This is a genomic window from Bacillus sp. JK62 (assembly GCF_053663455.1).
The window spans coordinates 16,317-39,715 of the sequence record NZ_JBSJQA010000004.1; the positions used below are offsets into that span (position 1 = coordinate 16,317).

Below are 23,399 nucleotides of genomic sequence, written 5' to 3' on the forward strand. Positions count from 1 at the left end.
TCTTTTCACCATGTATGATCGTTAAATGATTGTTTTTGTTTCACTTACAAGTTTGTACCAGTAGGCCGATTCTTTCGGATACCGTTTTTGGGTGTCGAAGTCGACGTAAAAAAGACCGTAACGTTTGTTGTAGCCGTTGGTCCATGAAAATAAATCCATTAAGGACCATAAGAAGTACCCCTTTACATTGACTCCGTCGGTAATCGCTTTACTGACGGCTTCTAAATATACTTTTAAATAGTCGATTCTTGCCTTATCCATAATGATGCCGTCTTCAAACTCATCTTTATAGCCCATGCCGTTTTCGGTAATGTAAATTTTGTTATATTGCGGATAGTCCCGTTTGATGCGCATCAGCATGTCATACATGCCTTCAGGGTAAATGAGCCAGTCCCAATCGGTCCGCTTCAGGCCTTCTTTGTAAATTCGTTCGCCGATTCCTTTTACTTTATAGACCGAAGTGCCCTTATCGCCCGTTCCGTTATGGTGAATAACGGTTTCTCCGTCGTACGCTTTGACGAAATGGCATTGATAATGATTGATGCCGAGATAATCATTGCGCGTCGAGGCTTTTTTCATCACGTCAAAGTCACTGTCTGAAAACTCGTATGAAGCGCCGTTTGCCTCACAGATTTCATCCAGAGCACGCATGGTTTCCTCAGAATAATAGCCGAGGTAGGTGGCATCGAGGAGGAATCTCACTGATAACGCGTCATCCAGAAAACAGGCGTGGCGGTCTTCTTCTGTGCCGCTGGCGGGATATTTTGTTTCCAATGAATGGACGACCCCGATTTCTCCCGGATAACCGCCGTCTTTAAAAAGATTGACGGTCATCGCATGCGCTACCATCATGTGATGGAGGCATTGAATGACTTTTGTAATATCACTTTTAATAGATGGCGGGAAAACCCCGAGTAAATACTGGTTGGTGGCTGTGGGATAAATTTCGTTAAACGTGCTCCAATATCTGATTTCGCTGAATTCTTTAAAGCAAAACTCCGCATAGCTGACGAACGCTTCTATTGCAGCGCGGTTGAGGAAATCTCCCTGATCAAATAATCCTTTCGGTGTATCGAAATGATGCAGCGTGACAAAAGGGGTGACGTTGCGTTTATGGCACTCTGAGAAAATACGATGATAGTAGTCAACACCTTCCTGATTGATTTTGCCCGTGCCGTCAGGGAAAATTCTCGTCCAGGCTATAGAAAGGCGGATGCCGTTTATTCCGAATTTTTCACATAGTTTAATATCTTCCGGAAACTGGCGGTAAAAATCACTTGCCGGATCAGGGCTGAATCTTCCCTGTTTTTCAAGAAATTCATCCCAGGCCGCAGGCCCTTTGCCGCCTTCTTTTGTGGCGCCTTCCGCTTGATATGCCGCAGTCGCTCCGCCGAAAATAAAGTCATGAGGTAATTTGAGCATTACTGAATCCTCCTTCGCCAATGTGTGAATTGTAGTTTGTTAATGTTTGTAATTGTTATCTTTTGTTTAATAGTAAACGCATACATTTTTGTTGTCAATAGCTTCATAAAGAAATAACATCTGTATTTATAGGGGTTATGTAAGTTTGTCGTTGTTTTTTATGTTGATTGTGTTGTTTATTAGTGTTTGTTTTTGTTGACCGGATTGCCGCAGTATGTTAGATTGTGTGTAAAGTTGAGGGGATGATTGAACATGTTAAAAAAAGAGCGACTTTTAAAAATCATCGATATCGTAAACTCGCGGGGGTTTATTACGGTGAGTGATATTATCGATGAACTGGAAGTTTCTGATATGACAGTGAGAAGAGATCTGGACGAGCTGGATAAGGCCGGAAAAATCGTACGTATTCACGGAGGCGCACAGAGCATATCTTATTCCATTGATCACGAATTATCGCATAATGAAAAACTGGGTGTTCAAATGGAGGAGAAGGGGAAGATCGCGGAACTCGCAGCTTCCTATGTAAATGACGGCGATACCGTTTTTTTAGGGCCCGGCACGACGATTGAACTTTTAGCGAAACACCTGCTGCATAAGCGAATCAGGATTATCACAAACAACTATCCCGTATTTGATATTTTGAAACATGGCGACACTGCGGATACCATCCTGATTGGAGGCGACTTCCGAAAAAATACCGGTGCCTTCGTCGGCCCCATCGTGAACGGCAATCTGCAGAAATTCAATTTTACGAAGGCTTTCATCAGCGCCAACGGCATACATAATGATGAGATTTCTTCTTACAGCATTGAAGAAGGGGAAGCTCACCAAATCGCGCTGAATAATTCGCGGACGAAATTTTTGCTGGCGGATAATAAAAAATTCAACCGGGAAGATTTTTACGTGTTCTATAACTTGCACGATATGGACTATCTGATTACGGATGATAAAGTCATGAAAGATGTTCAAATTCATTACGAGCAATATGTAGATGTCAAAATCGCAAAAAAATAAAAAAGGCGGGCGGTTCGATGAAAGGGGTTATTTTTGATTTCAACGGCACGATGTTTCAAGATTCGCATCTGCACGAAAAAGCATGGTTTTTCATGGTGAAAAAATACGCGCCGAAAACCATTTCTGATGAAGACATTTTCGTTAACATTCACGGGAGAACAAATAGTGAAATCCTGACGTATTTTATTTCCGGCGATTTAACAAATGAAGAAATCAAGAAGCTGTCTTTTGAAAAAGAAGCCTACTACAGAGAATTATGCCTTGAAAACAAAGACGAGTTAAAGCTGACGAAGGGACTGACCGGCGTATTGAACCATCTGAAAAAATCGGAAACGCCGATGACCATCGCCACGGCTACGGTAAAGGAAAATGTCGAGTTTTACTTTGACGTCTTTCATTTGGATCAGTGGTTTGATTTTGACAAAGTCACGTTTGATGACGGGAGCTTCCCCGGAAAACCGGCGCCGGATATTTTTCTCATCGCATCGGAAAAATTAGGCCTCAAACCTGAAGAATGCTTAGTCATTGAAGATGCCTTTTCAGGGCTCACAGCGGCGAAAAAAGCAGGTGCGGGCAAGATTATGGCCATTGACCCGCTCGGAAAAAACCGCGCGCTATTTGAAGAAAAACAGCTGGCGGGTGACGGGATACTGACAGATTTCACCTCGTTTTTTGAGGTGATTGCCGGACATTCTGTTTGAGAGATCAGCCGGTTTTCATGCGGGTATGGCTGTACAGGCTGCAGACTCCGTTCGCAACACGGGATGTTTTTGTGTTTGGCGCTTCTCGTGAAGAAAGGAGTTTCGCTTTTTATTCGGAGTCACTTTTAAGACAGGGATATCCCTGTCTTTTTAATTCTTCTTATTTCTTCCAAAGAAGCGCTAAGGTGCCTATTGCTGACTGTTTATATGTTTCACGATAAAATCCTGAGCATACAAGAAAACCAGCCATCCTGTAAGTCCAAGCCCTGATGCGGCAATGAAAGACAGTGAATGGCGAAGGGCGATGCCGATAATGACCAGCATAATGACTGTAGAGGGGATGCCGGAAGCCACGCTGAATGCAAAATGACTTAATGTCTCCTTCGTTTCGCCTTGGATGTACAGCCAAATCATGCTCAGCATACTGACAATTGGTAAAGCCGCTATAATACCTCCATAACTCGGGCTTCTTCTTGATATTTCAGTGATAACCCCAATAATAGCAGCGGAGACAATGATTTTAACGATCGTAAACATCTTCAGCACGCTCCTTCATCAAACTGAATGCTTTTAAGACAAGTGTTCGTTCTTCATTATTCATGTTGTCAAAAAGAAGCTGTTTAAGCTTTTCTTCATCAAGACCGGAATGCCGGTAAAGGACATCCGCCCCCAAACTGGTAAGTTTTAAAATGACTTTCCTCTCATCTTCAACACTTCTGGTTTTATAAACATACTTTTTCTTCAGTAACCGCTTTATATGTTCCGAAGCGGTATTATGCGATACTTGAATCGCTCCGGCAATGTCTTTTATTCCGACTGCCTTCTCTTTTTGAATGACTTGCAGAATCCGTACACCTTGGTGAGTGATTTTTTCATGGTGCTGATAACGGAGCCGATAGTAAATATCTGTCCAGAGGTCATTTAATCGTATAATTTCGTTAGACATCATAAGCCACCTTTTATCGTTTATTAAGATTATATCTTATATTACGATATATTTTCGCGGATTGAAAGCAATTTTTGAGCTGAGGGAGCGGCATTCGTTCTGTTTTTAGAAGATTGGAAGAGACAAGCGGCCGCAGTTTCAACGAATAAACTTATTTAATATACTCTCAATAAGTCATTTTCCTTATTTTAAGAAACGGCAGCTTAATACCTTCCGCATATAAATAAGAGCACTGACAATATGATAAAGAACCAAAGTATATATTCAAATGCAGTTTTTTTCAGCAGGCAGTCCTGTGCTATTGAAAAAGATACGGGGGGTAAAAAGCGGGTAAGAAGATAAGGAAAGGAGAGAGACGGATGGAACTTGATTTTGTGATTCGTCTGGCGGTTGCGGGTCTGCTTGGGGCTCTTATTGGATTGGAGAGAGAATTCAGGGCGAAGGAAGCCGGTTTAAGGACGCATTTTTTAGTGGCCGTCGGCAGCGCCTTGATGATGATCGTTTCCAAATACGGCTTTTTTGATTTGTTATCCAACAGCCATACGTCCTTTGATCCGAGCCGGGTGGCGGCGCAGGTCGTCAGCGGTGTCGGATTTTTAGGAGCCGGCACGATTATTTTGCAGCGGCATGTCGTGCGGGGGCTTACGACGGCAGCGGGGATTTGGGCTACGTCGGGGATCGGGCTGACGATCGGGGCAGGTATGTATGTCATCGGCATCAGCGGCACGATTTTGGCGTTAATCGGGCTTGAACTGTTAAATTTTCTGTTTAAACCGGCGGCGCATTCTTTGTCTGTCAGTTTCAGGATTGAAGAGAAAGCCGTCATGCATGATATTTTAACTTCTCTTGAGGAAAAAGGAATTCTGATTACGTCCTATGAATTGAATAAGGCGGTGCTTGAAGTGAAGGGAAGGGTGAAAAGCAAAAGCGGGAAAGCAGCGGTAATGGAAAAAGTTCAAGCCCTCCCGTATATCCTGTCGGTCAAAGTTGAATAGCAGACAGGGGAAGCCTCCTGTCTGCAGTCATTTCTTTTCAAACATTAATACCAAGGATAGAACGGGATATACGGCCGCGGATAGTATGGGTATGGTCTGGGGTAATAATAAGGCGGCCGCGGATAGTATGGATATGGTCTGGGGTAATAATAAGGCGGCCGCGGATAATGATATGGCACCCGTTCGTGGCTCTCGGCTGTGTATTCATGATCGAAAGGATCGTACAAGAGGAAAACCTCCTTTTCAAATGTTGGTTCCGTTTACCTTATTCCTGTATGCCCGGTATGGTGTATGTACAATGGGCAAAAAAAAGACGCCGGTTATCATCCGGCATCTTTTTTTACACTTTCACATCAATTGAATGGCCGGCAGTCGGGTGCTGGGACGGCAGCATTTTCACTGTTTCTTCCGCCGCAGCCTGTGCATGCTGCATGACCGTTTTTGTTAAAGCGATATTTACATTCTGCGCCAGAGATGCCTGATGCATTGCGATTGATAACGCAGGGATATCCATAGCTTCCACCTCCTTATCCCTTCATATCGGCGGCGTGCTCCGATTATGAAGAGGGCTGGCGGTTTCTTTTTACGGCCCATTCTAAAAGTGCGGCAGCGCAAACCCCGAGGGTATAGGCGAAAATGTCACTCCAGACAAATTGCCAGCCGAGGATCAGCCCGCCGAGCGTGCTGCTTCTGACCGCGTCAATCCACGGCGCGTGATACAGCTGGCTGCATTCAATCAGACAGCAAAACGAGAGGCTCAAAATTGCGGCTGTTTCCGTCCGGATGTGCCGAAACAAAAGCCCGAATCCTGTAAAAATCATGGCCGCCCACAGGGCATCTCCTAAATAAGCGTTTATGATGCCGGGCAATAGGGCGGTGATGTATGCGGTTCTGGACAGCAAACCGAGGGCGATGATAAAAACGGTACATATTCCGTATGTCAATGGATGTCTATTCACTTCACACTGTTCCCCTTTTTTTGTACTCCCATGTATTGTAAGGAACGACGGAGAAGCTGTCTATGAAAAAAACGGCCCGGGAGGCCGCTTTTTTGCGTTATCTGGCTTTTAGGTTGACATGATCTGCTTTTTGATCACTGCCGATGACGAAGCGGAGCTCATACTGCCCCGTATGGTAGACGTAATCTGTTTCGCCCGTTTCTGGCACTGTCAGGATTTTGTCAGCGCTGCCGATTTGTTTGCTTAAGACGTCAGGTGTGACGCTGCCGAGGTTTAAGCGCCGCTCAACCCCCGTTCCAAAATAGCGTATTTCCGAGATTTTTCCGTTTTTATGATAGGAAAATCCATACCCGGGGTTTCCCATGTTCCAGCTGTATAAATCAAATGGATTGCGGCTGTCTGCTTTTTGTTCCGGCTCGCCGATTTTATTATAAACGTCCTGTCTTGTGCTTTGGTTGATTTTCAGGCCTTTCACATTTTGCGGCATTTCCCCTTTAAATGCCGATTGGTAAAGGCTGTTCACCAGTTCTTGTGCACGCTGGTTTTCCGTTTTTGAAGCGGCTGCGGCATGGATGGGCTGTGTATCCGAAAATGCTTCTGCTCCGAAAGCGCATCCCGTGAGCATCACTGCCGATAATCCCGTGACGAGTGTTTTTTTCTTCAACATGTGAACGCCTCCTTTTTACCGCTCATACCCGTATGTTTCCTGAGATAAACGAGATGTTTTAGTGAAAGGCCGGTTGGGAATCATAGAGGATGTATAGAGGGGTACAGAAAGGGGAAAGAAAATGGCTGATACAAAGAAAGTTACAATCAATGGGGTTGAAATGGAAGCGCCGGACGGCCAAACCGTTTTGCAGCTTTTGAACAATAGTTCAATTGACGTGCCGCACGTGTGTTATCACCCGAGTCTCGGGCCGATTGAAACGTGCGATACCTGTATCGTCAATGTTAACGGGGAACTGGTGCGTTCGTGTTCCGCGCAAATAAAGGACGGAGATGTCATTGATACGCTTTCGTCCGATGTAAAAAAAGCGCAGGTTATCGGCATGGACAACATTTTGCACAACCATGAATTGTACTGTACGGTCTGTGATTACAACAATGGGAGCTGCGAAATACATAATACCGTAAAGGAAATGAAAATCAATCATCAAAGCATTCCGTTCGATCAAAAACCGTATCCTAAAGATGAATCAAATCCGTTTTACCGATATGATCCCGATCAGTGCATTTTGTGCGGACGCTGCGTCGAAGCCTGTCAGGACGTACAGGTAACCGAAACGTTAAGCATTGATTGGGAGCGGAAACGCCCGCGGGTCATTTGGGATCAGGATGTGCCGATCAATGAATCATCATGTGTTTCCTGCGGACATTGTTCGACGGTATGTCCGTGCAACGCCATGATGGAAAAAGGCATGGAAGGCGAAGCTGGGTATTTAACAGGCATTAACCAAGAGACGCTTCGGCCGATGATTGACATCACAAAAGGCGTCGAAACCGGATACGGATCAATTTTAGCCATATCGGATATGGAATCGGCCATGCGGGATGAAAGAATCAAGAAAACGAAAACCGTATGCACATACTGCGGTGTCGGCTGCAGTTTTGATATATGGACGAAAGGAAGAGACATTTTAAAGGTCGAGCCTCAGGCTGAGGCGCCCGCAAATGGAATTTCGACGTGTGTGAAAGGGAAATTCGGCTGGGATTTCGTCAATAGTGAAAAGCGCCTTACCAAACCGCTTATCCGGGAAGGAGACTCGTTTCGGGAGGCGGAATGGGATGAAGCGCTGCTGCTGATCGCTGATAAATTTACCGATATAAAAGAACATTTCGGTCCGGACGCGCTTGCTTTTATCACATCTTCCAAATGCACGAATGAAGAATCATACGTGATGCAGAAGCTTGCAAGAGCCGTTATCGGAACAAATAATGTTGACAACTGCTCACGCTACTGCCAGTCTCCCGCCACGGCCGGATTGTTCAGAACGGTCGGATACGGCGGCGATTCAGGATCAATTACAGATATAGAAAAAGCTGAGCTCGTGCTGATTATCGGTTCAAATACATCTGAGTCTCACCCCGTCTTGTCCACACGCATTAAACGTTCTCATAAGCTGCACGGACAGAAGCTCGTCGTCGCTGACTTGCGAAAACATGAAATGGCCGAGCGCTCCGACGTGTTTTTCCAGCCGCGTGCCGGATCAGATATTGTCTGGCTGAATGCCGTATCGAAATATCTGCTTGATCACGATTTGGCGGATACTGCATTTCTGAAGGAGAGAGTGAACGGATTAGATGAATTCGTGAAAAGCCTTGAACCTTATACGATGGAATATGCGGAGAAACATACCGGTGTGGACAAGAATACCTTAATTAAAGTGGCCCGGATGATTCATGAAGCCGGCAGCGTATGCGCACTGTGGGCGATGGGGGTCACCCAGCATATCGGAGGAAGTGATACGAGCACGGCCATTTCCAACATGCTTCTTGTGACCGGAAATTACGGCAAGCCCGGCGCAGGCTCATATCCGCTTCGGGGCCATAATAACGTGCAGGGAGCCAGTGATTTCGGCAGTATGCCTGACAGCTTTCCCGGCTATGAAAAAGTAACGGATGAAAAAGCCCGCAAAAAGTATGAACAGGGCTGGGGAACAGACCTGCCGAAAGAAATCGGAATGACAAATCATGAAATGATCGAGGGCATCCACTCGGGAAAACTGAAGTGTATGTATGTAAAAGGGGAAGAAATGGGGCTTGTCGACTCCAATATCAACCATGTTCATGCCGCCTTTGAAAAGCTTGATTTCTTCGTTGTGCAGGATATTTTTCTCTCGCGGACGGCCGAGTTCGCCGATGTGGTGCTCCCGGCAAGCCCGAGCCTTGAAAAAGAAGGGACGTTTACGAATACGGAACGGAGGGTGCAGCGCCTTTACGAAGTGTTTGAACCGCTGGGCGATTCAAAGCCTGATTGGCAGATCATTACGGACATCGCCAACCGGCTGGGCGCTGATTGGCGCTATGAACATCCGGCAGACATTATGGAAGAAGCGGCAATGCTTTCGCCGCTCTACGCAGGCGTCACTTACGAACGTCTCGAAGGCTATAATTCACTGCAATGGCCGGTTGCAGCGGACGGAACCGATTCACCGCTTTTATTTACGGACAAGTTCCCGTTTTCAGACGGCAAAGCGATTCTATATCCCGTTCAGTGGACCGAGCCGAAAGAATTTGGTGAAGAATATGATATCCATGTGAATAACGGGCGGCTGCTCGAGCATTTTCACGAAGGGAATCTGACTTACCGATCAAAAGGAATATCCGAAAAAACACCGAGTGTGTTCCTTGAGGTCTCGCCCGAACTCGCCGAAGAAAGAGGGCTGGAAGACGGAACGCTTGTCCGTCTGACATCACCGTACGGAAATGTGAAAGTCAAATGCGTCATCACAGACAGGGTAAAAGGCAAACAAGTCTATCTCCCGATGAACGATTCAAAAGACGCCGCCATTAACCTTTTGACAAGCAGCTATGCGGATAAGGATACCGATACACCGGCTTATAAAGAAACATCAGCGAAGATGGAGATTTTGAAAAAAGAAGGCGTTAATCCGCTTCCGAAAATCAATTTCCGTTACGGAAACCCGCAGCCGCAGATCGGTGTCCGGGTTGATCGGAAATGGGCGCGTCAAGATTATGTATTTCCGGGAGACGCCGTAAAAAGGGGGAAACAGCAAAATGGCTAAAGCAATCAGCGGCATCCGAAAACAGACCGTCACAGAAGAAGACAAACGAAAAAAGGACTTAGAAGAGATCGAGACGGCTCTTTTACGAAATAAAGACGCGATTTTGGAATCTCTGCACATTCTTCAGCACATGAACGAGCGCGGCGTTTTGGCGCTTCTGCGCGGGCTCTTCGGCCAAGGAGACAAAGTGATGGATATCCTGGTGAAGAAGGCGAATACGCCGGAAACGGCCAATATGCTGAAAAATCTCCTGCTGTTAAGCGGCGTTCTCGGCATGCTCGATGTAAAACAGCTTGAGCCGTTTATCGTTAAAATCAATGCGGGCGTCACAAAGGCCGTCGAAGAAAAAGACAGCGGCAGGAAGACGGGGTATTTTGATATCGTCCGCGCTTTAAAAGACCCGGAAATCAACAAGGCCGTCACTCTGCTGTTTTCTTTTCTGAAAGGCATGGGCGCTGATACGGACGATATGGAAAGAAATACGCAGCCTCCTGAAGACCAAAAGCAGCACCAGAAACCGCAGACGAATGAGTGAGCATTTCTCCCGAGCCTGGCCGAAGGCTCGGGTTTTTTGTGCACTTCTGCTGTTTTCTTGGGAGAAATTTCACCTCCGGATTCATGACTTTTGTTGTGTTATGTTAATAGTTAAGGTTATGAATAGAAAAAAATTGAAAATATGTGCTAGGATAAAATTCAAGGTACGTCAACTATTCAAATATGAAACAATCAGGAGTGATGTAACATGAGTAAGCTGAGGAGCACGAGACAAGCCATCCAAAGAACCCTGATGAAAGGAAAAAACGGCCTGGACGTGTACAACCCTTTTCCTTGGTATGAAAAAATGAGACGGGAAAGCCCTATATACTTTGATGAAGAAACGAAGGTTTGGAGTGTGTTTTTATACGATGATGTCAAAAAAGTCATCAGTGATAAAGAGACGTTCTCAAGCCGCATGACTGATGTGAAAAGCTCGATTGCAAAGTCCATGCTGAATATGGACCCGCCGAAACATACCCAAATCAGATCTGCCGTCAATCGCGCTTTCACTCCCCGCGTCTTGAAGGAATGGGAGCCGAGAATTAAAGACATTACCGATCATCTCCTGAAACAGGCAAAGAACAAAGGGCGGATTGATATCGTTAAAGATCTCTCTTACCCTTTGCCGGTCATGGTGATTTCAGAATTATTAGGCGTTCCGTCCGAACGTATGGATCAGTTTAAAAAATGGTCGGATATTCTCGTCAGCATGCCGAAAGATGCGAGTCCTGAAGCGGCGGAGAAAAATCAGCAGGAACGTGACCAATGTGAGGCGGAGCTGGCGGCGTTTTTTGCGGGAATAATAGAAAGCAAACGAAAACAGCCCGGCCAAGATATTATTTCTATTTTGATAAAAGAGGAAGAAGAGGGAGAGAAGCTCACGCCAGAAGATCTGATCCCGTTTTGCAATCTGCTTTTAGTGGCGGGAAATGAAACAACGACTAATCTCATTTCAAATGCGGTTTACAGCATATTAGAGACGCCCGGCCTTTATGAAGAGCTGAGACAGGACCCTTCTCTCATCGCGCAAACGGTGGAAGAAACGCTGCGTTTTCGCGCTCCCGCTCCGTTTGTCAGAAGGACGGTCCGGCACGACACTGAGCTGCGCGGACGCCGCTTGAAAAGCGGGGAGATCGTTCTCTGCTACGTTGCATCTGCCAACCGTGATGAAAACAAATTTGAGAAGGCGGGCGTATTTGATATTCATCGCCAATCGAATCCGCACCTTTCCTTCGGATTCGGCGTACACTTCTGCTTAGGCGCTCCGCTTGCCAGACTTGAAGCGGAAGCCGCGCTGAAAGGAATTGTAAAAACCTTTTCACACCTTGAGCCCGTCCGGATTGAGCCGATCCGAAACAGTGTCATGTACGGGCTGGAGTCTTTAGAAGCGGAGATAAACGAAAATGAAGGAGAAGAAAAAAGATGAGAAAAACACACATCGCCATTATTAATGTGGCCGCTCACGGTCATGTCAATCCCACGCTGCCTGTGGCCGAGGAACTTGTCAATCGCGGGTATAAAGTGACATTCGCTACGACTGAGGAATTTGAAGCTTCCGTTGCCAAAACGGGTGCTATTCCCGTTTTATACCGCACAAGCATAAAGGCGGACCCGAAGACGATAAAAGAACGGGTAAATAAAAGTGACGCGTTTGTAATGTTTCTGGAAGAAGCGGTTGAAGTGCTTCCGCAGCTGGAAGAGCTGTACAAAGACGACCTTCCTGACATCGTCCTGTTTGATTTTTTAGCGCTTGCCGGAAAATTGTTTGCGGATAATGGCGGCATCCCGGCCGTAAAGTTCTGCCCAAGCTATGCAATGAATGAGTATTTTCAATTAGGAAGAGACGAAGAAACGATGGAAGCGGCCAAACAGGCGATAGAAGAATATCAGGAGAAAATTGAAAATGAACAAGTGAAACGGATGACAATGGAAGAATTTTTCATGCCTGAAAAATTGAATATCGTCTTTATGCCAAGGGCCTTTCAGCCGAAACAGGAAACCTTTGATGAACGATTCTGTTTTGCGGGTCCGTCTCTTGGAGAACGCACAAATACGGGAAGTCTGGAAATTGATGCAGCCGATGACCGTCCGCTTATGCTCATCTCACTGGGAACGGCGTTTAACGCCTGGCCTGAATTTTACCGGATGTGTATTGACGCGTTTCGGGACTCGGACTGGCGGGTTATTATGTCAGTCGGCACAACAATTGATCCGGAAAGTTTTTCGGATGTGCCCGATCACTTTATCATCCGCCAGCACGTTCCGCAGCTTGATGTGCTGGAGAAAGCAAAGCTGTTCGTATCTCACGGCGGGATGAACAGTACAATGGAGGCGATGAATGCGGGTGTTCCGCTCGTTGTCGTTCCGCAAATGCACGAACAAGAGGTTACCGCAAAGCGTGTGGATGAATTGGGGCTTGGCGTGCATCTGCCGCCGAAAGAAGTCACTGTGGCCCGTCTGCAAAAAGACGTTCAGAACGTATACAGCGATAAAAACATCCTCAGCCGCGTGAAAAGCATGCAGCAGAAAATAAAAGAAACCGGCGGCCCCAAACAGGCTGTTTGCGCCATTGAAGAATTTTTGGAAAAGGCGTCCGTCGAAAATTGATTAGGAAAACAGGCAGCACCGGACGGCTGCCTGTTTTGTTATATATTTTTCTTCATGCCGCATCTCCGGCATTCCCTCAAAAATTTTCCACCCTTCACTGAACTTTTAAACAGCGTGTAATCGCAATTGTCACATCGGCCGCTGTGAACATCAGGATATTCATTGAACTCATAAATGACCGAAGTATCGTATCCTTTTGTCTCGAACTCTTTTTTTGTTTCCATGATTGAAAGTCCCTCCGCGAATCAAATCGTTCTGCCCGGTTAATGATACAGCAACTGCACGGGGGATTCAACGGGAGCATAGCTTGATTTTCCCGGCTGATTGCGTAACAATAATAGAAATAAATGACGGCCTGCCATAGGGCGCCCGGCATCTGAAGGGAAGAAGAAAACAGCGATGGGAAAAGGATTGAACGGGAAACGGATTGCCATCGGCGGTTCGCGGAAAACAGAAGAGATCACAAAATTAATAGAAAAGCAGGGCGGAACGGCAGTCATCCGTTCCCTCCAAGGAACCGTATACCTGGCGGAGGATCAAATGGAACCCGACGTAAGAACATTTGCCGAGCAAAAAGCTGACTGGGTGATATTCACCACAGGCATCGGTACGGAAACGTTATTGTCGGTATCGGAAAAAATCGGTCTGAAAGAAGAATTTTTAGCGGCCGTTCATGAAGCGAAAATCGGCTGCAGAGGCTATAAAACATATGCGGCCTTAAAAAAGCTCGGCATCACGCCGCATGCCTCAGATGAAGACGGTACAACAAGAGGGCTGATCCGCTCCTTGGAACGATTTGACTTTAAAGATAAAAAAGTCATGATACAGCTTCATGGCGAGAAAGCGCCGGTTTTAACGGAGTTCCTTGAGAAAAACGGAGCGAAGGTATTCCCTGTTCTGCCGTATCAGCATATTCCGCCTGAAAGGGAGACGGTCGATAAACTGCTGGGAGAGCTGTTAAACGGAGAGGTCGATGCCGTATGTTTTACGACAGCCATTCAAGTGCGCTCTCTCTTTGATTATGCAAAAGAAAAAGGATCCGCAAAAGAATTGCAGCAGGCATTCGAAAAACACGTGCTTGCCGCCGCAGTCGGTAAAGTGACGGCTGAAGCGATCCGGGATGAAGGGGTAAAGAGGGTCCTTGCTCCGGACATTGAGCGGATGGGAGCGATGATTATTGAATTATCCCGTTACTATGAATCTCTGACCTTGTCATGAACCACCATTCAGCAGGGAAAAAGCTTACGCTTCCCTGCTGAATTTTTTTAATTGCCAGTGTTCCGTGAAAAGGGAAGGATATGTCAAGGCGCTGAGTATGATACATGTAAGAAGAGCGGAGGCCATCGTTGTAAAAACGATCAGCAGCTGAAAGCGCACCGCCTGTATCGGATCAGCCCCCGCTAAAATCTGCCCCGTCATCATGCCGGGAAGCTGAACGAGACCCAATGTTTTCTGGCTTTCAAGCGTCGGGATCATACTGAGCTTCATACTGGACGTCAATATCTGCCGGACGGCCTGCTTAGGCGTTCCTCCGAGAGAGAGAATCAGCTGGATTTCTTCTTTCCGCAGGTCTGCTTCCGAACTGAGCCGGCTTAAAAACAGGCTTGAGAGCACCATGGAGTTTCCGATGACCATGCCGCTTATCGGAATGACATATCTTGAAGTGAACGGAATGATGTGAAGGGTCAGTAAAAGTCCCTGCGTCACGGTTTCCGCGATTGCCAGTGTCAGAAAAACGCGCCAAAATGAGCCGATCCGCATTTTTTTCCGTTTGGCGACATTGTGCGAAGCGGCCGTGAGCATGAGAAGCACCATTAATATGATAAATATCGGGTGATCACCGCGAAAAATCAGCGACAGCACATAGCCGATGATGAGAAGCTGAATGACGGCCCTGACGGTTGCGACGATCATATCCTTTTCGACGCCGGCTTTAAAAGATTTAGACAGGAATAAAGCGATAATGACAAATATACTTGTTAGTAACAGTGAAAGATCATTCATATCAGCACCCGCTCCCTTGTAAAAGCGCCCGGGCCTTTTCGTGTTTCGGTTCCTTAAAGAACGTTTTCGTTTCCGCGGTCTCTAAAAGCCGTCCCTCAGCCATAAACCATACCGTATCGGATAATCGTTCCGCTTGTTCAAGGTTATGGGTGATCCACAGGATTGTCAGCTGTTTTTGCCGATGGAGTTTCGTAATCAGTTTCTCAATGGTGAGAACGGATGAGGGGTCGAGCGCCGAGGTGATTTCATCCAGCAGCAGGATGGAAGGCAGTCCGGCGAGAGTTCGCGCTAATGAGAGCTTCTGCCGCTGACCTCCGGATAATTCTTTTGCATTCCGATCCAGAAGCCCGCGCGGAAGGTCTGTAAAATCTGCGAGCTCTTCAGGGGTATAGTGCTGCGCCCCGTGGAGTTTTTCTGCGAGCAGAAGGTTGTCCCGCACCGTGCCCTCCGTGACGGGAGCTGATTGAAATGCAAGGCCCGCGGTTTTTCTGAGCTCCCTGATATCCCAGCGCCTTATTTCTTTTCCGAATACAAGCACTTCCCCTTCATCAGGTGTATTCATCAGATTGCAAAGTGACAGCAATGTGCTTTTTCCCGCGCCGGAAGGCCCTATCAAGGCCGTGATAGAACCTTTTTGAATATGTCCGGTTACACGGCTCAGGACATCAAAGGACGTATTGTTTTGTTCAAGGCGTTTGCCGGCTGACAGAAAAGATATTGCCGGAATTTCTTCTTTCATTTGGGATGACACCTTTCGTAAAAAATCAGGAACCAGTGAGATTGGCTGACGTTTGCTCCGCCGTTTTCTGGTCTATCTGCCGGGAAGCGAATGTATGCATGACCATTCCCCCAATAATAATGAACAGTCCGGCAAATGAAAGAAGTGACGGAAACGCTGCGGATAAAAAGACGATTTCGCCGATCAGTGCAAAAAGAACCTCTCCGGACTGTGTCGCTTCAACAGCAGCGAGCTTCTGCGGCTCATTCCTCACCATATCGGTGGCGCGGAAAAATAATACTGTTGCGATAACGCCCGAGCTGAGTGCGACGATAAAGGATTGGAATGTCTGTCCCATTGAGGGAAGCCCGTCTCTATGCCAGCCGAAAGCGGCGATCAAAAGCCAAAACGGAAGGCTTGCGAGCGTCATGCCGAGCACCCGCTGAAACGTATCGAGTTTTCCGCCGTATTGTTCCAGCATTTTGCGGTTGCCGAGCGGATAGGCAAACGCCGCGATGACGACCGGCGCCACGCTGAATAGTATCGTGCGGCCGGACAGAGAACCCGCATGCTGAAGCTGAATCAGCCCGGCTCCGATCAGGATGATGACGGAAGTAACCAGCGAAATCAGCGGGATCTTTTGTCTGACGGAAACCGGGCCCGCCGGTGAATTTTTTGTTTCGTAGAAAAACGGCGACAGAAGCACACCCGCGACAATTGTAATCTGCCACGTGCCGGCGATCAGCCAGCCAGGCCCATATGCCGCCGCAAACGTAATCGGGGCATAAAAAAGCACGAACCCGGTAAAACTCCACTTCAGCCAAAAAAACGGTTTTTTCCGGATTTCATGCCAGAGCGGCGCCCATTTTCCTTTCGCATAAACGATCAAAAATAAAAACGGAATCATAAAAAGAAAACGCAGGGAAGAGCTCCACATCCAGCTTCCGCCGGAAAGCTCCATCGCCCTGTTTAAAATAAATGTGACTGCAAAAAACAGAGATGCCAATATTCCGATCACGATGGCTTTCATTAAATCCCTCATTTTGACACATATTTTTTTATACTATACTATTCACCGGCAGGCTTCGCAATGGAATATGAGAAAATAGCGTTTTAATAAATGATGAATGGGAAACAGACATATACGGAGGTGAACACAATGCAGAAAGAGGATATTCAAGTGCTTTATTTCGAAGATGACGGCCGCATTCCGAATAACCCGAATCTTCCGCTTGTTATTTATAAAGCGGTATTTAATGAAGAAACGGTACAGAAAGCAGAGTCCGTCCTCAGCCGGCACGATTGGTCGAACAGCTGGACGGGCGGAGTATTTCCGTATCATCATTTTCACAGCACCACGCACGAAGTTCTTGTCGCGGTAAAAGGAACCGCGGTTTTGAGGTTCGGCGGGGAACAAGGGGCGGACGCCGTTCTTCAAACGGGAGACGCAGCGGTCATTCCGGCCGGCACCGGACATAAAAAACTGTCGGGCAGTTCTGATTTTACCGTGATCGGGGCTTATCCGGGCGGCCGGCAGTACGATACAAAAACGGAGAAAAATGATAGAACTTCAGAAGAAATCAGCCGCGTCCCGCTCCCGGAATGTGACCCCTTTACGGGAAAAACGGGCCCGCTTTTAAAATTGTGGGAAAAATGACAGGGGAAAAGCGGACGGTCTGTAAAAAAATAGCCTAAAAGAAACGTTATTACACCCCCGCCATATAAATAATTTCATAAACGAAACAATTCACGTTCAAATTTTGTTCAAAAAGTGTTATTATATAAGAGTAAATCAAATTGGGGTTTTTTATGTTTGCTATTTTCAGAGAGGAAAAAGAAATTTTGACTTATTCAATTGTTTTTGTTGATATAAAAATAATACTGGATATGGCAAAGTGAAAAACTGGGTAGTAAACATTTATTTTTGTAAATGATTGTGCATGAATTCACAATCTTGCTTTTTCATGCTTTTCTGCATGAAGGGGGAAAGGCTACCCTTTCCAAAAAAAATCAGCATACTGCTTATAGTAAAGGAGAATCGGATATGCCAGAAACAATCGATCAAACAAATGCATCTGTCAGCCAAGGCCAACGCGATCTTATTGATCAGCTGCTAAAACCTGAAGTTCAAGAATCACTGACTGTTTTAGTGGATCAGCTTCCAAAACTGACTGAGTTAGTAAATATTTTAACGAAGTCTTATGATTTTGCACAGTCTGTAGCGACAGACGAAGTATTGAAGAGCGATACAGTGGGTGCGCTTACAGAAATTCTTGAGCCGGTGAAAGAAACAGCGAAAGAAGTGGCGGCTACTGCGATCGAAGCAAAAGACCGCGCGGATGCAAGCAATGAAACGATCGGACTTTTCGGCCTGCTGCGCATGCTGAAAGATCCTCAAGCTCAAAAGCTGTTCCGTTTTGCTAACAGCTATCTTGAAATCATGAACGAAAAACAAAAATAATCTCAGATTCAAATTGATATAAAGGACGGAGGATATACGATGTCAAAACATATTGTCATTTTAGGCGCTGGTTACGGCGGAGTTCTTTCTGCTTTAACCGTTCGCAAACATTACAGTAAAGATGAAGCACGCGTAACCGTTGTGAACAAATACCCGACTCACCAAATCATTACGGAACTGCACCGCCTTGCAGCCGGCAACGTGTCTGAACAGGCTGTTGCTATGCCGCTTGAAAAACTTCTGAAAGGAAAAGACGTCGACATTAAAATCGCAGAAGTCAATTCTTTCTCAGTTGATAAGAAAGAAGTTGCCCTTTCTGACGGTTCTAAGCTGACTTATGACGCGCTTGTTGTCGGACTTGGTTCTGTTACGGCTTATTTCGGCATTCCTGGACTTGAAGAAAACAGCATGGTGCTGAAATCTGCTGCTGATGCCAACAAAGTATACAAACACGTGGAAGACCGTGTGCGTGAATACTCTAAAACGAAAAACGAAGCTGATGCAACAATCCTTATCGGCGGCGGCGGCTTAACAGGCGTCGAGCTTGTCGGTGAGCTTGCTGACATCATGCCGAACCTTACGAAAAAATACGGCGTAGATCCGAAAGAAATCAAACTGAAATTAGTAGAAGCAGGTCCGAAAATTCTTCCTGTTCTTCCTGATGACCTTATCGAACGCGCGACAAAAAGCCTTGAAAAACGCGGCGTTGAGTTCTTAACAGGTCTTCCTGTTACAAATGTTGAAGGAAACGTTATTGATCTGAAAGACGGTTCAAAAGTCGTTGCCAACACATTTGTATGGACAGGCGGCGTACAAGGCAACCCGTTAGTCGGCGAATCCGGCCTTGAAGTGAACCGCGGCCGTGCGACGGTTAACGATTTCTTACAATCTACTTCTCACGAAGATGTATTCGTTGTCGGAGACAGCGCTGTATACTTTGCGCCGGACGGCCGTCCGTACCCGCCGACAGCGCAAATCGCTTGGCAGATGGGTGAACTTGTCGGTTACAACCTGTTCGCTTACTTAGAAGGAAAAACGCTTGAAACATTCAAGCCTGTAAACTCTGGTACGCTTGCAAGCCTTGGACGTAAAGACGCGGTTGCCATCATCGGAGCGAACTCTACTCCGCTGAAAGGCCTTCCGGCATCTTTAATGAAAGAAGCAAGTAACGTACGTTATTTAACACATATCAAAGGATTATTCAGCCTCGCTTACTAATCCTTAAGATCATACAGAAGACATTGCCGGACTTTTCTCGGCAATGTCTTTTTTTTGCATAAAAATGTTAATGAATACAATTTTCTGAAAAATAAAATAAAAATGATTGATATGTGAGAAAGAGGAAGCTAAAATAAAAAAGAACCATTTTGTTAACGTTAACATTTTTTAAGAGGGAGGATGAGAGTGTGAAAGCTTTTATGGGTGATGACTTTTTACTGGATAGTAAAACGGCCGTAAAGCTGTACCGGGAATACGCTGAAAACATGCCGATCATTGATTATCACTGTCACTTAAGCCCAAAGGAAATCTATGAAAATAAAACCTTCGCAACCATTACGGAGGCATGGCTTTACGGTGACCACTACAAGTGGCGGATCATGAGGGCCAACGGCATTGAAGAGCGCTGCATTACCGGAAACGCTTCAGATGAAGAGAAGTTTTTCGCCTGGGCAAAAACGGTGCCGATGGCGATAGGCAATCCGCTGTACAGCTGGACGCATTTAGAGCTGCAGCGCTGGTTCGGCATTTATGACGTATTGAATGAAAAAACGGCCGCGGCAATTTGGAAAAAAACGAATGAGCTCCTGCAGGGAGACGGGTTTGGCGCAAGGGATCTCATACTGAAATCAAATGTCAAAGTCATTTGCACAACCGATGATCCTGCCGATGCGCTGACATACCATGAACTGTTAAAAGAAAGTGATTTTCCGGTTCAAGTGCTGCCCGGATTTCGGCCTGACAAAGGACTGGACATCAGCAGCCCGGGTTTTGCCGATTGGGTCCGGTCGCTGGAGAGCGCTTCCGGAATGGCTGTCACCACCTACCAATCGTATTTGGATGCGTTGGAATCCCGCGTCCGCTTCTTTCACAGTGCCGGGGGAAGAGTGTCGGATCACGCATTAGATCAAATGGTTTATGCCGAGACGACCGAAGAGGAAGCGGCCCGGATTTTTGCCGCCGGATTAAGCGGAGAGCATGTGTCTTTTGAAGATGAAAAGAAATTCAAAACACGGACGCTGCAATATCTTTGCGGTCTTTACGCCGAACTGGACTGGGCGATGCAGTTCCATATTAACGCGTTAAGAAATACCAATACAAATAAGTTCAGCAGCCTCGGTCCTGATACGGGATATGACTCGATTAATGATGAATGTATCGCAAAACCGCTTGCCCGGCTGTTAGATTCCGCCGAAAAAAAGCGGCAATTGCCTAAAACGATTTTGTATTCTCTGAATCCGAATGACAACTATATTATCGCCAGCATGATCAACAGCTTTCAGGATGGGAAAACACCGGGGAAAATTCAATTCGGCACAGCCTGGTGGTTTAATGACACGAAAGATGGAATGCTCCAACAAATGAAAGCGTTATCAAACGCAGGTCTGTTCAGCCGTTTTATCGGGATGCTGACGGATTCAAGAAGTTTCCTGTCCTATCCCCGCCATGAATACTTCAGGCGGCTTGTCTGCACGCTGATCGGCGGCTGGGCGGAACAAGGCGAAGCGCCCTGTGATATGGAGCTTTTAGGGAGGATTGTCGAGGGAATTTGTTACCGGAATGCTGAGGAATATTTCCGCTTTTAAAAAATGGAATGAAAGAGGTGGCCTATGAGTAATGTGCCTGTCGTGACAGCACCTGCCGCAAAAGTGAAGGAGCATAAGCTGAGTCTGAAAGAAAAAGTATCCTATGGTTTCGGAGATTTTGGGAACGGATTTATGTTTGATCTCGGGCAGATCTATTTGCTGAAGTTTTTCACAGATGTCGCAGGCATTCCGGCAGCGTTCGCCGGCAGTATTTTTTTGGTCAGCAAGCTGTTTGCGGCTTTGACTGATCCGATTGTCGGCTCGGCCATTGACTACAGAAAAAAGATCGGACCCCGGGGGAAATTCAGGCCGTACTTATTATTCGGAAGTATTATTCTTGCGGTCATGACCGTATTGATTTTTGTGTCACCGGACGTGAGCGTCACCTGGAAACTTGTGTACGCCTATGCTTCTTACATGCTGTGGGGGGTCGCTTATTCTTTTGTCAATATTCCGTACGGCTCCCTCGGCGCAGCCATTACACAGGATGCGGAGGACAGAACGGCGCTTTCCGCATTCCGCCAGATCGGCTCTCTCGGCGCGCTACTCATTACAAGTGTCATCGTCATCCCGATTCTCGTTCATTTTGATAACGTTCACATCGGCTACCCGGCAGTCATGGGAATGATGGCCGTAATCGGAATCGCGGGATTTATGATCTGCTACCGAAACTGCAAAGAAAGAATTATCGTCCGTGAAGCGCCGAAAGAAAAGCTGTCCGTCATGTCGGTTTTCAAATGCTTTATCGGCAACAAACCGCTTCTGACTGTCGTTTTCATGACGATTTTCTCAATATCGGCATACAACATTAAATCCGCTATGCTTGTTTACTTCGCCCAATACAATCTCAACAATGCGGAGCTGATGTCCTACATGAGTTTTATCATCATCGGCTCTTCATTTTTAGGTGTGTTGTTTATGCCGAAACTCGTCAAACGCTTCGGAAAAAAGCAAACGGTGATGATCGGTTTTGCCGTCAGCGCCGCGGCTGATGCGCTGAATTTCTGTCTCCCGTCAAATGTATATATCTTTACGGCGTTAGCGAGCATTGCTTTTATCGGGATCAGTATACCAAACGGCATTACGTGGGCGCTTGTGTCGGACATTATTGATTACGGAGAGTGGAAGACGGGTGAACGGAAGGAGGCGACGACATATTCGCTTTTCAACTTCTCCAGAAAACTCGCCCAATCTTTATCAGGTTTTCTTTCAGGCATCGGGCTGAGCGTTATCGGCTATATCCCGAATGCGTCTCAGACAAAAGGCACGTTAATCGGGATTAAAGGGCTTCTGCTGCTGTACCCGGCTTTCGCTTTAGCGTGCGCCATGCTGATTATCGGTTTAATGTATAAACTGACGGACCGGCAGCATGCTGAGCTCGTTCAGGACTTACATCATGCAAAACCTCAACTTTAGTGATTTTATGGACTGTCCGTTAATGATACAATAGAAATAAATGACAGCATACAGAAAGAAAGGAAAAACGATGGTAACCATAAAAGATATCGCAAAACTCGCCAACGTATCCCACACAACCGTATCCCGGGCACTTAACGGCAGCCCCTACATTAAAGAGCATACAAAACAGAAAATATTAGAGCTCGCTTCACAGCTGAATTACACACCGAATGTAAATGCAAAAAGCCTTGCCATGCAAAAGTCCCATACGATCGGACTGTTTTTTACAAGCATCACAAACGGAACCTCACACAGCTTTTTTTCCGATACCATCAAAGGTGTAAACCGCACAATCAGTGAGGAATACAATTTGTTCGTCCGCGCGATTGACGATCTGAAAAGCTTTGAAACCATTACGCCCATGAGATATGACGGAATCATTTTAATGAGCCAAAGCGACAGTGATAATTCATTTATTTATCATATCCGCGAGAAAAACATCCCGCTCGTCGTGCTGAACCGGGACATTGATGACCGGAGCATCACGAATATCCTGTCAAACGATAAAGAAGGCTCCAGACAGGCGGTCGACTGCCTGATCGCAAACGGACACAGAGATATCGCGATCATTGAGGGAAAGGAAGGATTCAGGTCAGCTTCTCAGCGGAAAGAAGGCTATTTGACATCTTTAATTGATCATTCTATCCCGATTAAGCATGAATACAGTGTAAAAGGCCGCTATGATATGGAAAGCGGCAGTCAGGCGATGGAAAAACTTTTGGCGCTTCAATCACCGCCTACGGCTGTTTTTTGTTCAAACGATGATATGGCGATCGGGGCGATGAATACCATTTTCGCCAAAGGCCTGAACGTTCCGGAAGATATATCCGTTATCGGGTTTGATGACATCGGCATTTCCCAATACATGACGCCGAGGCTTTCGACAGTAAAACGCCCGGTTGAAAAAATCAGCATACTCGGCGCAGAGAAAATTTTGGCGCTTATCACCGACCCGGATACGGCGGCGGAAAAAATATACGAAAACACCGAGGTGATGATAAGAGATTCAATTAAAAAACTCACATAA

General features: G+C 46.3%; 24 protein-coding genes and 1 pseudogene. 14 read left to right on the forward strand and 11 right to left on the reverse strand.

Going from position 1 to position 23,399, the window contains the following annotated elements:
* Positions 1–21: 21 nt before the first annotated feature.
* Positions 22–1,422: a 6-phospho-beta-galactosidase gene (gene lacG, locus ACWJJ4_RS11215; protein WP_454021657.1), complete on the reverse strand. Its 1,401-nt coding sequence runs from the start codon at positions 1,420–1,422 to the stop codon at positions 22–24.
* A gap of 252 nt (positions 1,423–1,674) precedes the next feature.
* Here lacG and ACWJJ4_RS11220 point away from each other — a divergent pair, with 252 nt between their 5' ends.
* Entirely contained in the window at positions 1,675–2,436 is a 762-nt protein-coding gene (locus tag ACWJJ4_RS11220) for a DeoR/GlpR family DNA-binding transcription regulator (RefSeq protein ID WP_003154937.1), read from the forward strand.
* Positions 2,437–2,453: 17 nt separating this feature from the next.
* Positions 2,454–3,137 carry an HAD family hydrolase gene (locus tag ACWJJ4_RS11225; protein ID WP_070081657.1) on the forward strand — a complete coding sequence of 228 codons (684 nt, stop codon included), beginning with the start codon at positions 2,454–2,456 and terminating at the stop codon, positions 3,135–3,137.
* A gap of 189 nt (positions 3,138–3,326) precedes the next feature.
* Here the strand turns inward: ACWJJ4_RS11225 and ACWJJ4_RS11230 are convergent, their stop codons facing one another.
* Both ACWJJ4_RS11230 and ACWJJ4_RS11235 read right to left on the reverse strand, forming a co-directional pair.
* Positions 3,327–3,674, reverse strand: coding sequence for a DUF3147 family protein (locus ACWJJ4_RS11230; protein ID WP_015388376.1), 348 nt, complete (start codon positions 3,672–3,674; stop codon positions 3,327–3,329).
* The gene (locus ACWJJ4_RS11235; protein WP_063636830.1) at positions 3,658–4,083 is read right to left on the reverse strand and encodes a MarR family winged helix-turn-helix transcriptional regulator; all 426 of its coding nucleotides are present in this window, start codon (positions 4,081–4,083) and stop codon (positions 3,658–3,660) included. The genes ACWJJ4_RS11230 and ACWJJ4_RS11235 overlap by 17 nt, the downstream gene beginning before the upstream one ends.
* 359 nt (positions 4,084–4,442) lie before the next feature.
* Here ACWJJ4_RS11235 and ACWJJ4_RS11240 point away from each other — a divergent pair.
* Positions 4,443–4,839 (forward strand): annotated as a pseudogene (locus tag ACWJJ4_RS11240) (MgtC/SapB family protein); the annotation flags it as partial.
* Between the two features lie 283 nt (positions 4,840–5,122).
* Here the strand turns inward: ACWJJ4_RS11240 and ACWJJ4_RS11245 are convergent.
* From ACWJJ4_RS11245 to ACWJJ4_RS11260, 4 genes are all read right to left on the reverse strand, one after another.
* Positions 5,123–5,305: a hypothetical protein gene (locus tag ACWJJ4_RS11245; RefSeq protein WP_071543315.1), complete on the reverse strand. Its 183-nt coding sequence runs from the start codon at positions 5,303–5,305 to the stop codon at positions 5,123–5,125.
* A 113-nt stretch (positions 5,306–5,418) separates the two neighbouring features.
* A complete protein-coding gene (locus ACWJJ4_RS11250; RefSeq protein ID WP_012117340.1) occupies positions 5,419–5,592 on the reverse strand; it encodes a YjfB family protein in 174 nt (57 codons plus the stop codon).
* Positions 5,593–5,635: 43 nt separating this feature from the next.
* Complete coding sequence (locus ACWJJ4_RS11255; RefSeq protein ID WP_014304825.1) at positions 5,636–6,037, reverse strand: ribosomal maturation YjgA family protein; 402 nt, start codon at positions 6,035–6,037, stop codon at positions 5,636–5,638.
* A 97-nt stretch (positions 6,038–6,134) separates the two neighbouring features.
* Positions 6,135–6,704 (reverse strand): YjgB family protein, encoded by a 570-nt coding sequence (locus tag ACWJJ4_RS11260; RefSeq protein ID WP_454021658.1) that lies wholly within the window; start codon positions 6,702–6,704, stop codon positions 6,135–6,137.
* 121 nt (positions 6,705–6,825) lie between these two features.
* Between ACWJJ4_RS11260 and fdhF the strand changes: the two genes are divergently transcribed.
* The 4 genes from fdhF (at position 6,826) to ACWJJ4_RS11280 (ending at position 12,927) form a co-directional block, all read left to right on the forward strand.
* The gene (gene fdhF / locus ACWJJ4_RS11265) at positions 6,826–9,783 is read left to right on the forward strand and encodes a formate dehydrogenase subunit alpha (protein WP_454021659.1); all 2,958 of its coding nucleotides are present in this window, start codon (positions 6,826–6,828) and stop codon (positions 9,781–9,783) included.
* On the forward strand, positions 9,776–10,318 hold the full coding sequence (locus tag ACWJJ4_RS11270) for a DUF1641 domain-containing protein (RefSeq protein ID WP_012117344.1): 543 nt from the start codon (positions 9,776–9,778) through the stop codon (positions 10,316–10,318). The genes fdhF and ACWJJ4_RS11270 overlap by 8 nt, the downstream gene beginning before the upstream one ends.
* Positions 10,319–10,525: 207 nt before the next feature.
* Positions 10,526–11,746, forward strand: a complete 1,221-nt coding sequence (locus ACWJJ4_RS11275) for a cytochrome P450 (protein WP_063636825.1) — start codon at positions 10,526–10,528, stop codon at positions 11,744–11,746.
* Positions 11,743–12,927: a macrolide family glycosyltransferase gene (locus ACWJJ4_RS11280; protein WP_077722087.1), complete on the forward strand. Its 1,185-nt coding sequence runs from the start codon at positions 11,743–11,745 to the stop codon at positions 12,925–12,927. Before ACWJJ4_RS11275 ends, ACWJJ4_RS11280 begins: the two co-directional genes overlap by 4 nt.
* A gap of 38 nt (positions 12,928–12,965) precedes the next feature.
* Here the strand turns inward: ACWJJ4_RS11280 and ACWJJ4_RS11285 are convergent, their stop codons facing one another.
* Positions 12,966–13,151 (reverse strand): hypothetical protein, encoded by a 186-nt coding sequence (locus tag ACWJJ4_RS11285; protein ID WP_003154919.1) that lies wholly within the window; start codon positions 13,149–13,151, stop codon positions 12,966–12,968.
* 175 nt (positions 13,152–13,326) lie between these two features.
* Between ACWJJ4_RS11285 and ACWJJ4_RS11290 the strand changes: the two genes are divergently transcribed.
* Positions 13,327–14,145 (forward strand): uroporphyrinogen-III synthase, encoded by an 819-nt coding sequence (locus tag ACWJJ4_RS11290; protein WP_077722088.1) that lies wholly within the window; start codon positions 13,327–13,329, stop codon positions 14,143–14,145.
* Between the two features lie 24 nt (positions 14,146–14,169).
* Here ACWJJ4_RS11290 and ACWJJ4_RS11295 read toward each other — a convergent pair whose 3' ends face one another.
* From ACWJJ4_RS11295 to ACWJJ4_RS11305, 3 genes are read right to left on the reverse strand one after another with little or no spacing between them, the layout of a single operon-like run.
* Positions 14,170–14,931, reverse strand: coding sequence for an ABC transporter permease (locus ACWJJ4_RS11295; RefSeq protein ID WP_003154915.1), 762 nt, complete (start codon positions 14,929–14,931; stop codon positions 14,170–14,172).
* A gap of 1 nt (position 14,932) precedes the next feature.
* The gene (locus tag ACWJJ4_RS11300; protein ID WP_077722089.1) at positions 14,933–15,670 is read right to left on the reverse strand and encodes an ABC transporter ATP-binding protein; all 738 of its coding nucleotides are present in this window, start codon (positions 15,668–15,670) and stop codon (positions 14,933–14,935) included.
* 25 nt (positions 15,671–15,695) lie between these two features.
* Complete coding sequence (locus ACWJJ4_RS11305) at positions 15,696–16,679, reverse strand: DMT family transporter (protein ID WP_232213426.1); 984 nt, start codon at positions 16,677–16,679, stop codon at positions 15,696–15,698.
* A gap of 129 nt (positions 16,680–16,808) precedes the next feature.
* Here ACWJJ4_RS11305 and ACWJJ4_RS11310 point away from each other — a divergent pair, with 129 nt between their 5' ends.
* From ACWJJ4_RS11310 to ACWJJ4_RS11335, 6 genes are all read left to right on the forward strand, one after another.
* Positions 16,809–17,306, forward strand: a complete 498-nt coding sequence (locus ACWJJ4_RS11310; RefSeq protein ID WP_024085183.1) for a cupin domain-containing protein — start codon at positions 16,809–16,811, stop codon at positions 17,304–17,306.
* Between the two features lie 387 nt (positions 17,307–17,693).
* Entirely contained in the window at positions 17,694–18,110 is a 417-nt protein-coding gene (locus ACWJJ4_RS11315; protein ID WP_003154908.1) for a DUF1641 domain-containing protein, read from the forward strand.
* Between the two features lie 39 nt (positions 18,111–18,149).
* The gene (locus ACWJJ4_RS11320) at positions 18,150–19,328 is read left to right on the forward strand and encodes an NAD(P)/FAD-dependent oxidoreductase (protein WP_003154907.1); all 1,179 of its coding nucleotides are present in this window, start codon (positions 18,150–18,152) and stop codon (positions 19,326–19,328) included.
* A 188-nt stretch (positions 19,329–19,516) separates the two neighbouring features.
* A complete protein-coding gene (gene uxaC / locus ACWJJ4_RS11325; protein ID WP_095318164.1) occupies positions 19,517–20,914 on the forward strand; it encodes a glucuronate isomerase in 1,398 nt (465 codons plus the stop codon).
* Between the two features lie 24 nt (positions 20,915–20,938).
* On the forward strand, positions 20,939–22,330 hold the full coding sequence (locus tag ACWJJ4_RS11330; protein WP_049589350.1) for an MFS transporter: 1,392 nt from the start codon (positions 20,939–20,941) through the stop codon (positions 22,328–22,330).
* 70 nt (positions 22,331–22,400) lie between these two features.
* Entirely contained in the window at positions 22,401–23,399 is a 999-nt protein-coding gene (locus ACWJJ4_RS11335; protein ID WP_003154904.1) for a LacI family DNA-binding transcriptional regulator, read from the forward strand.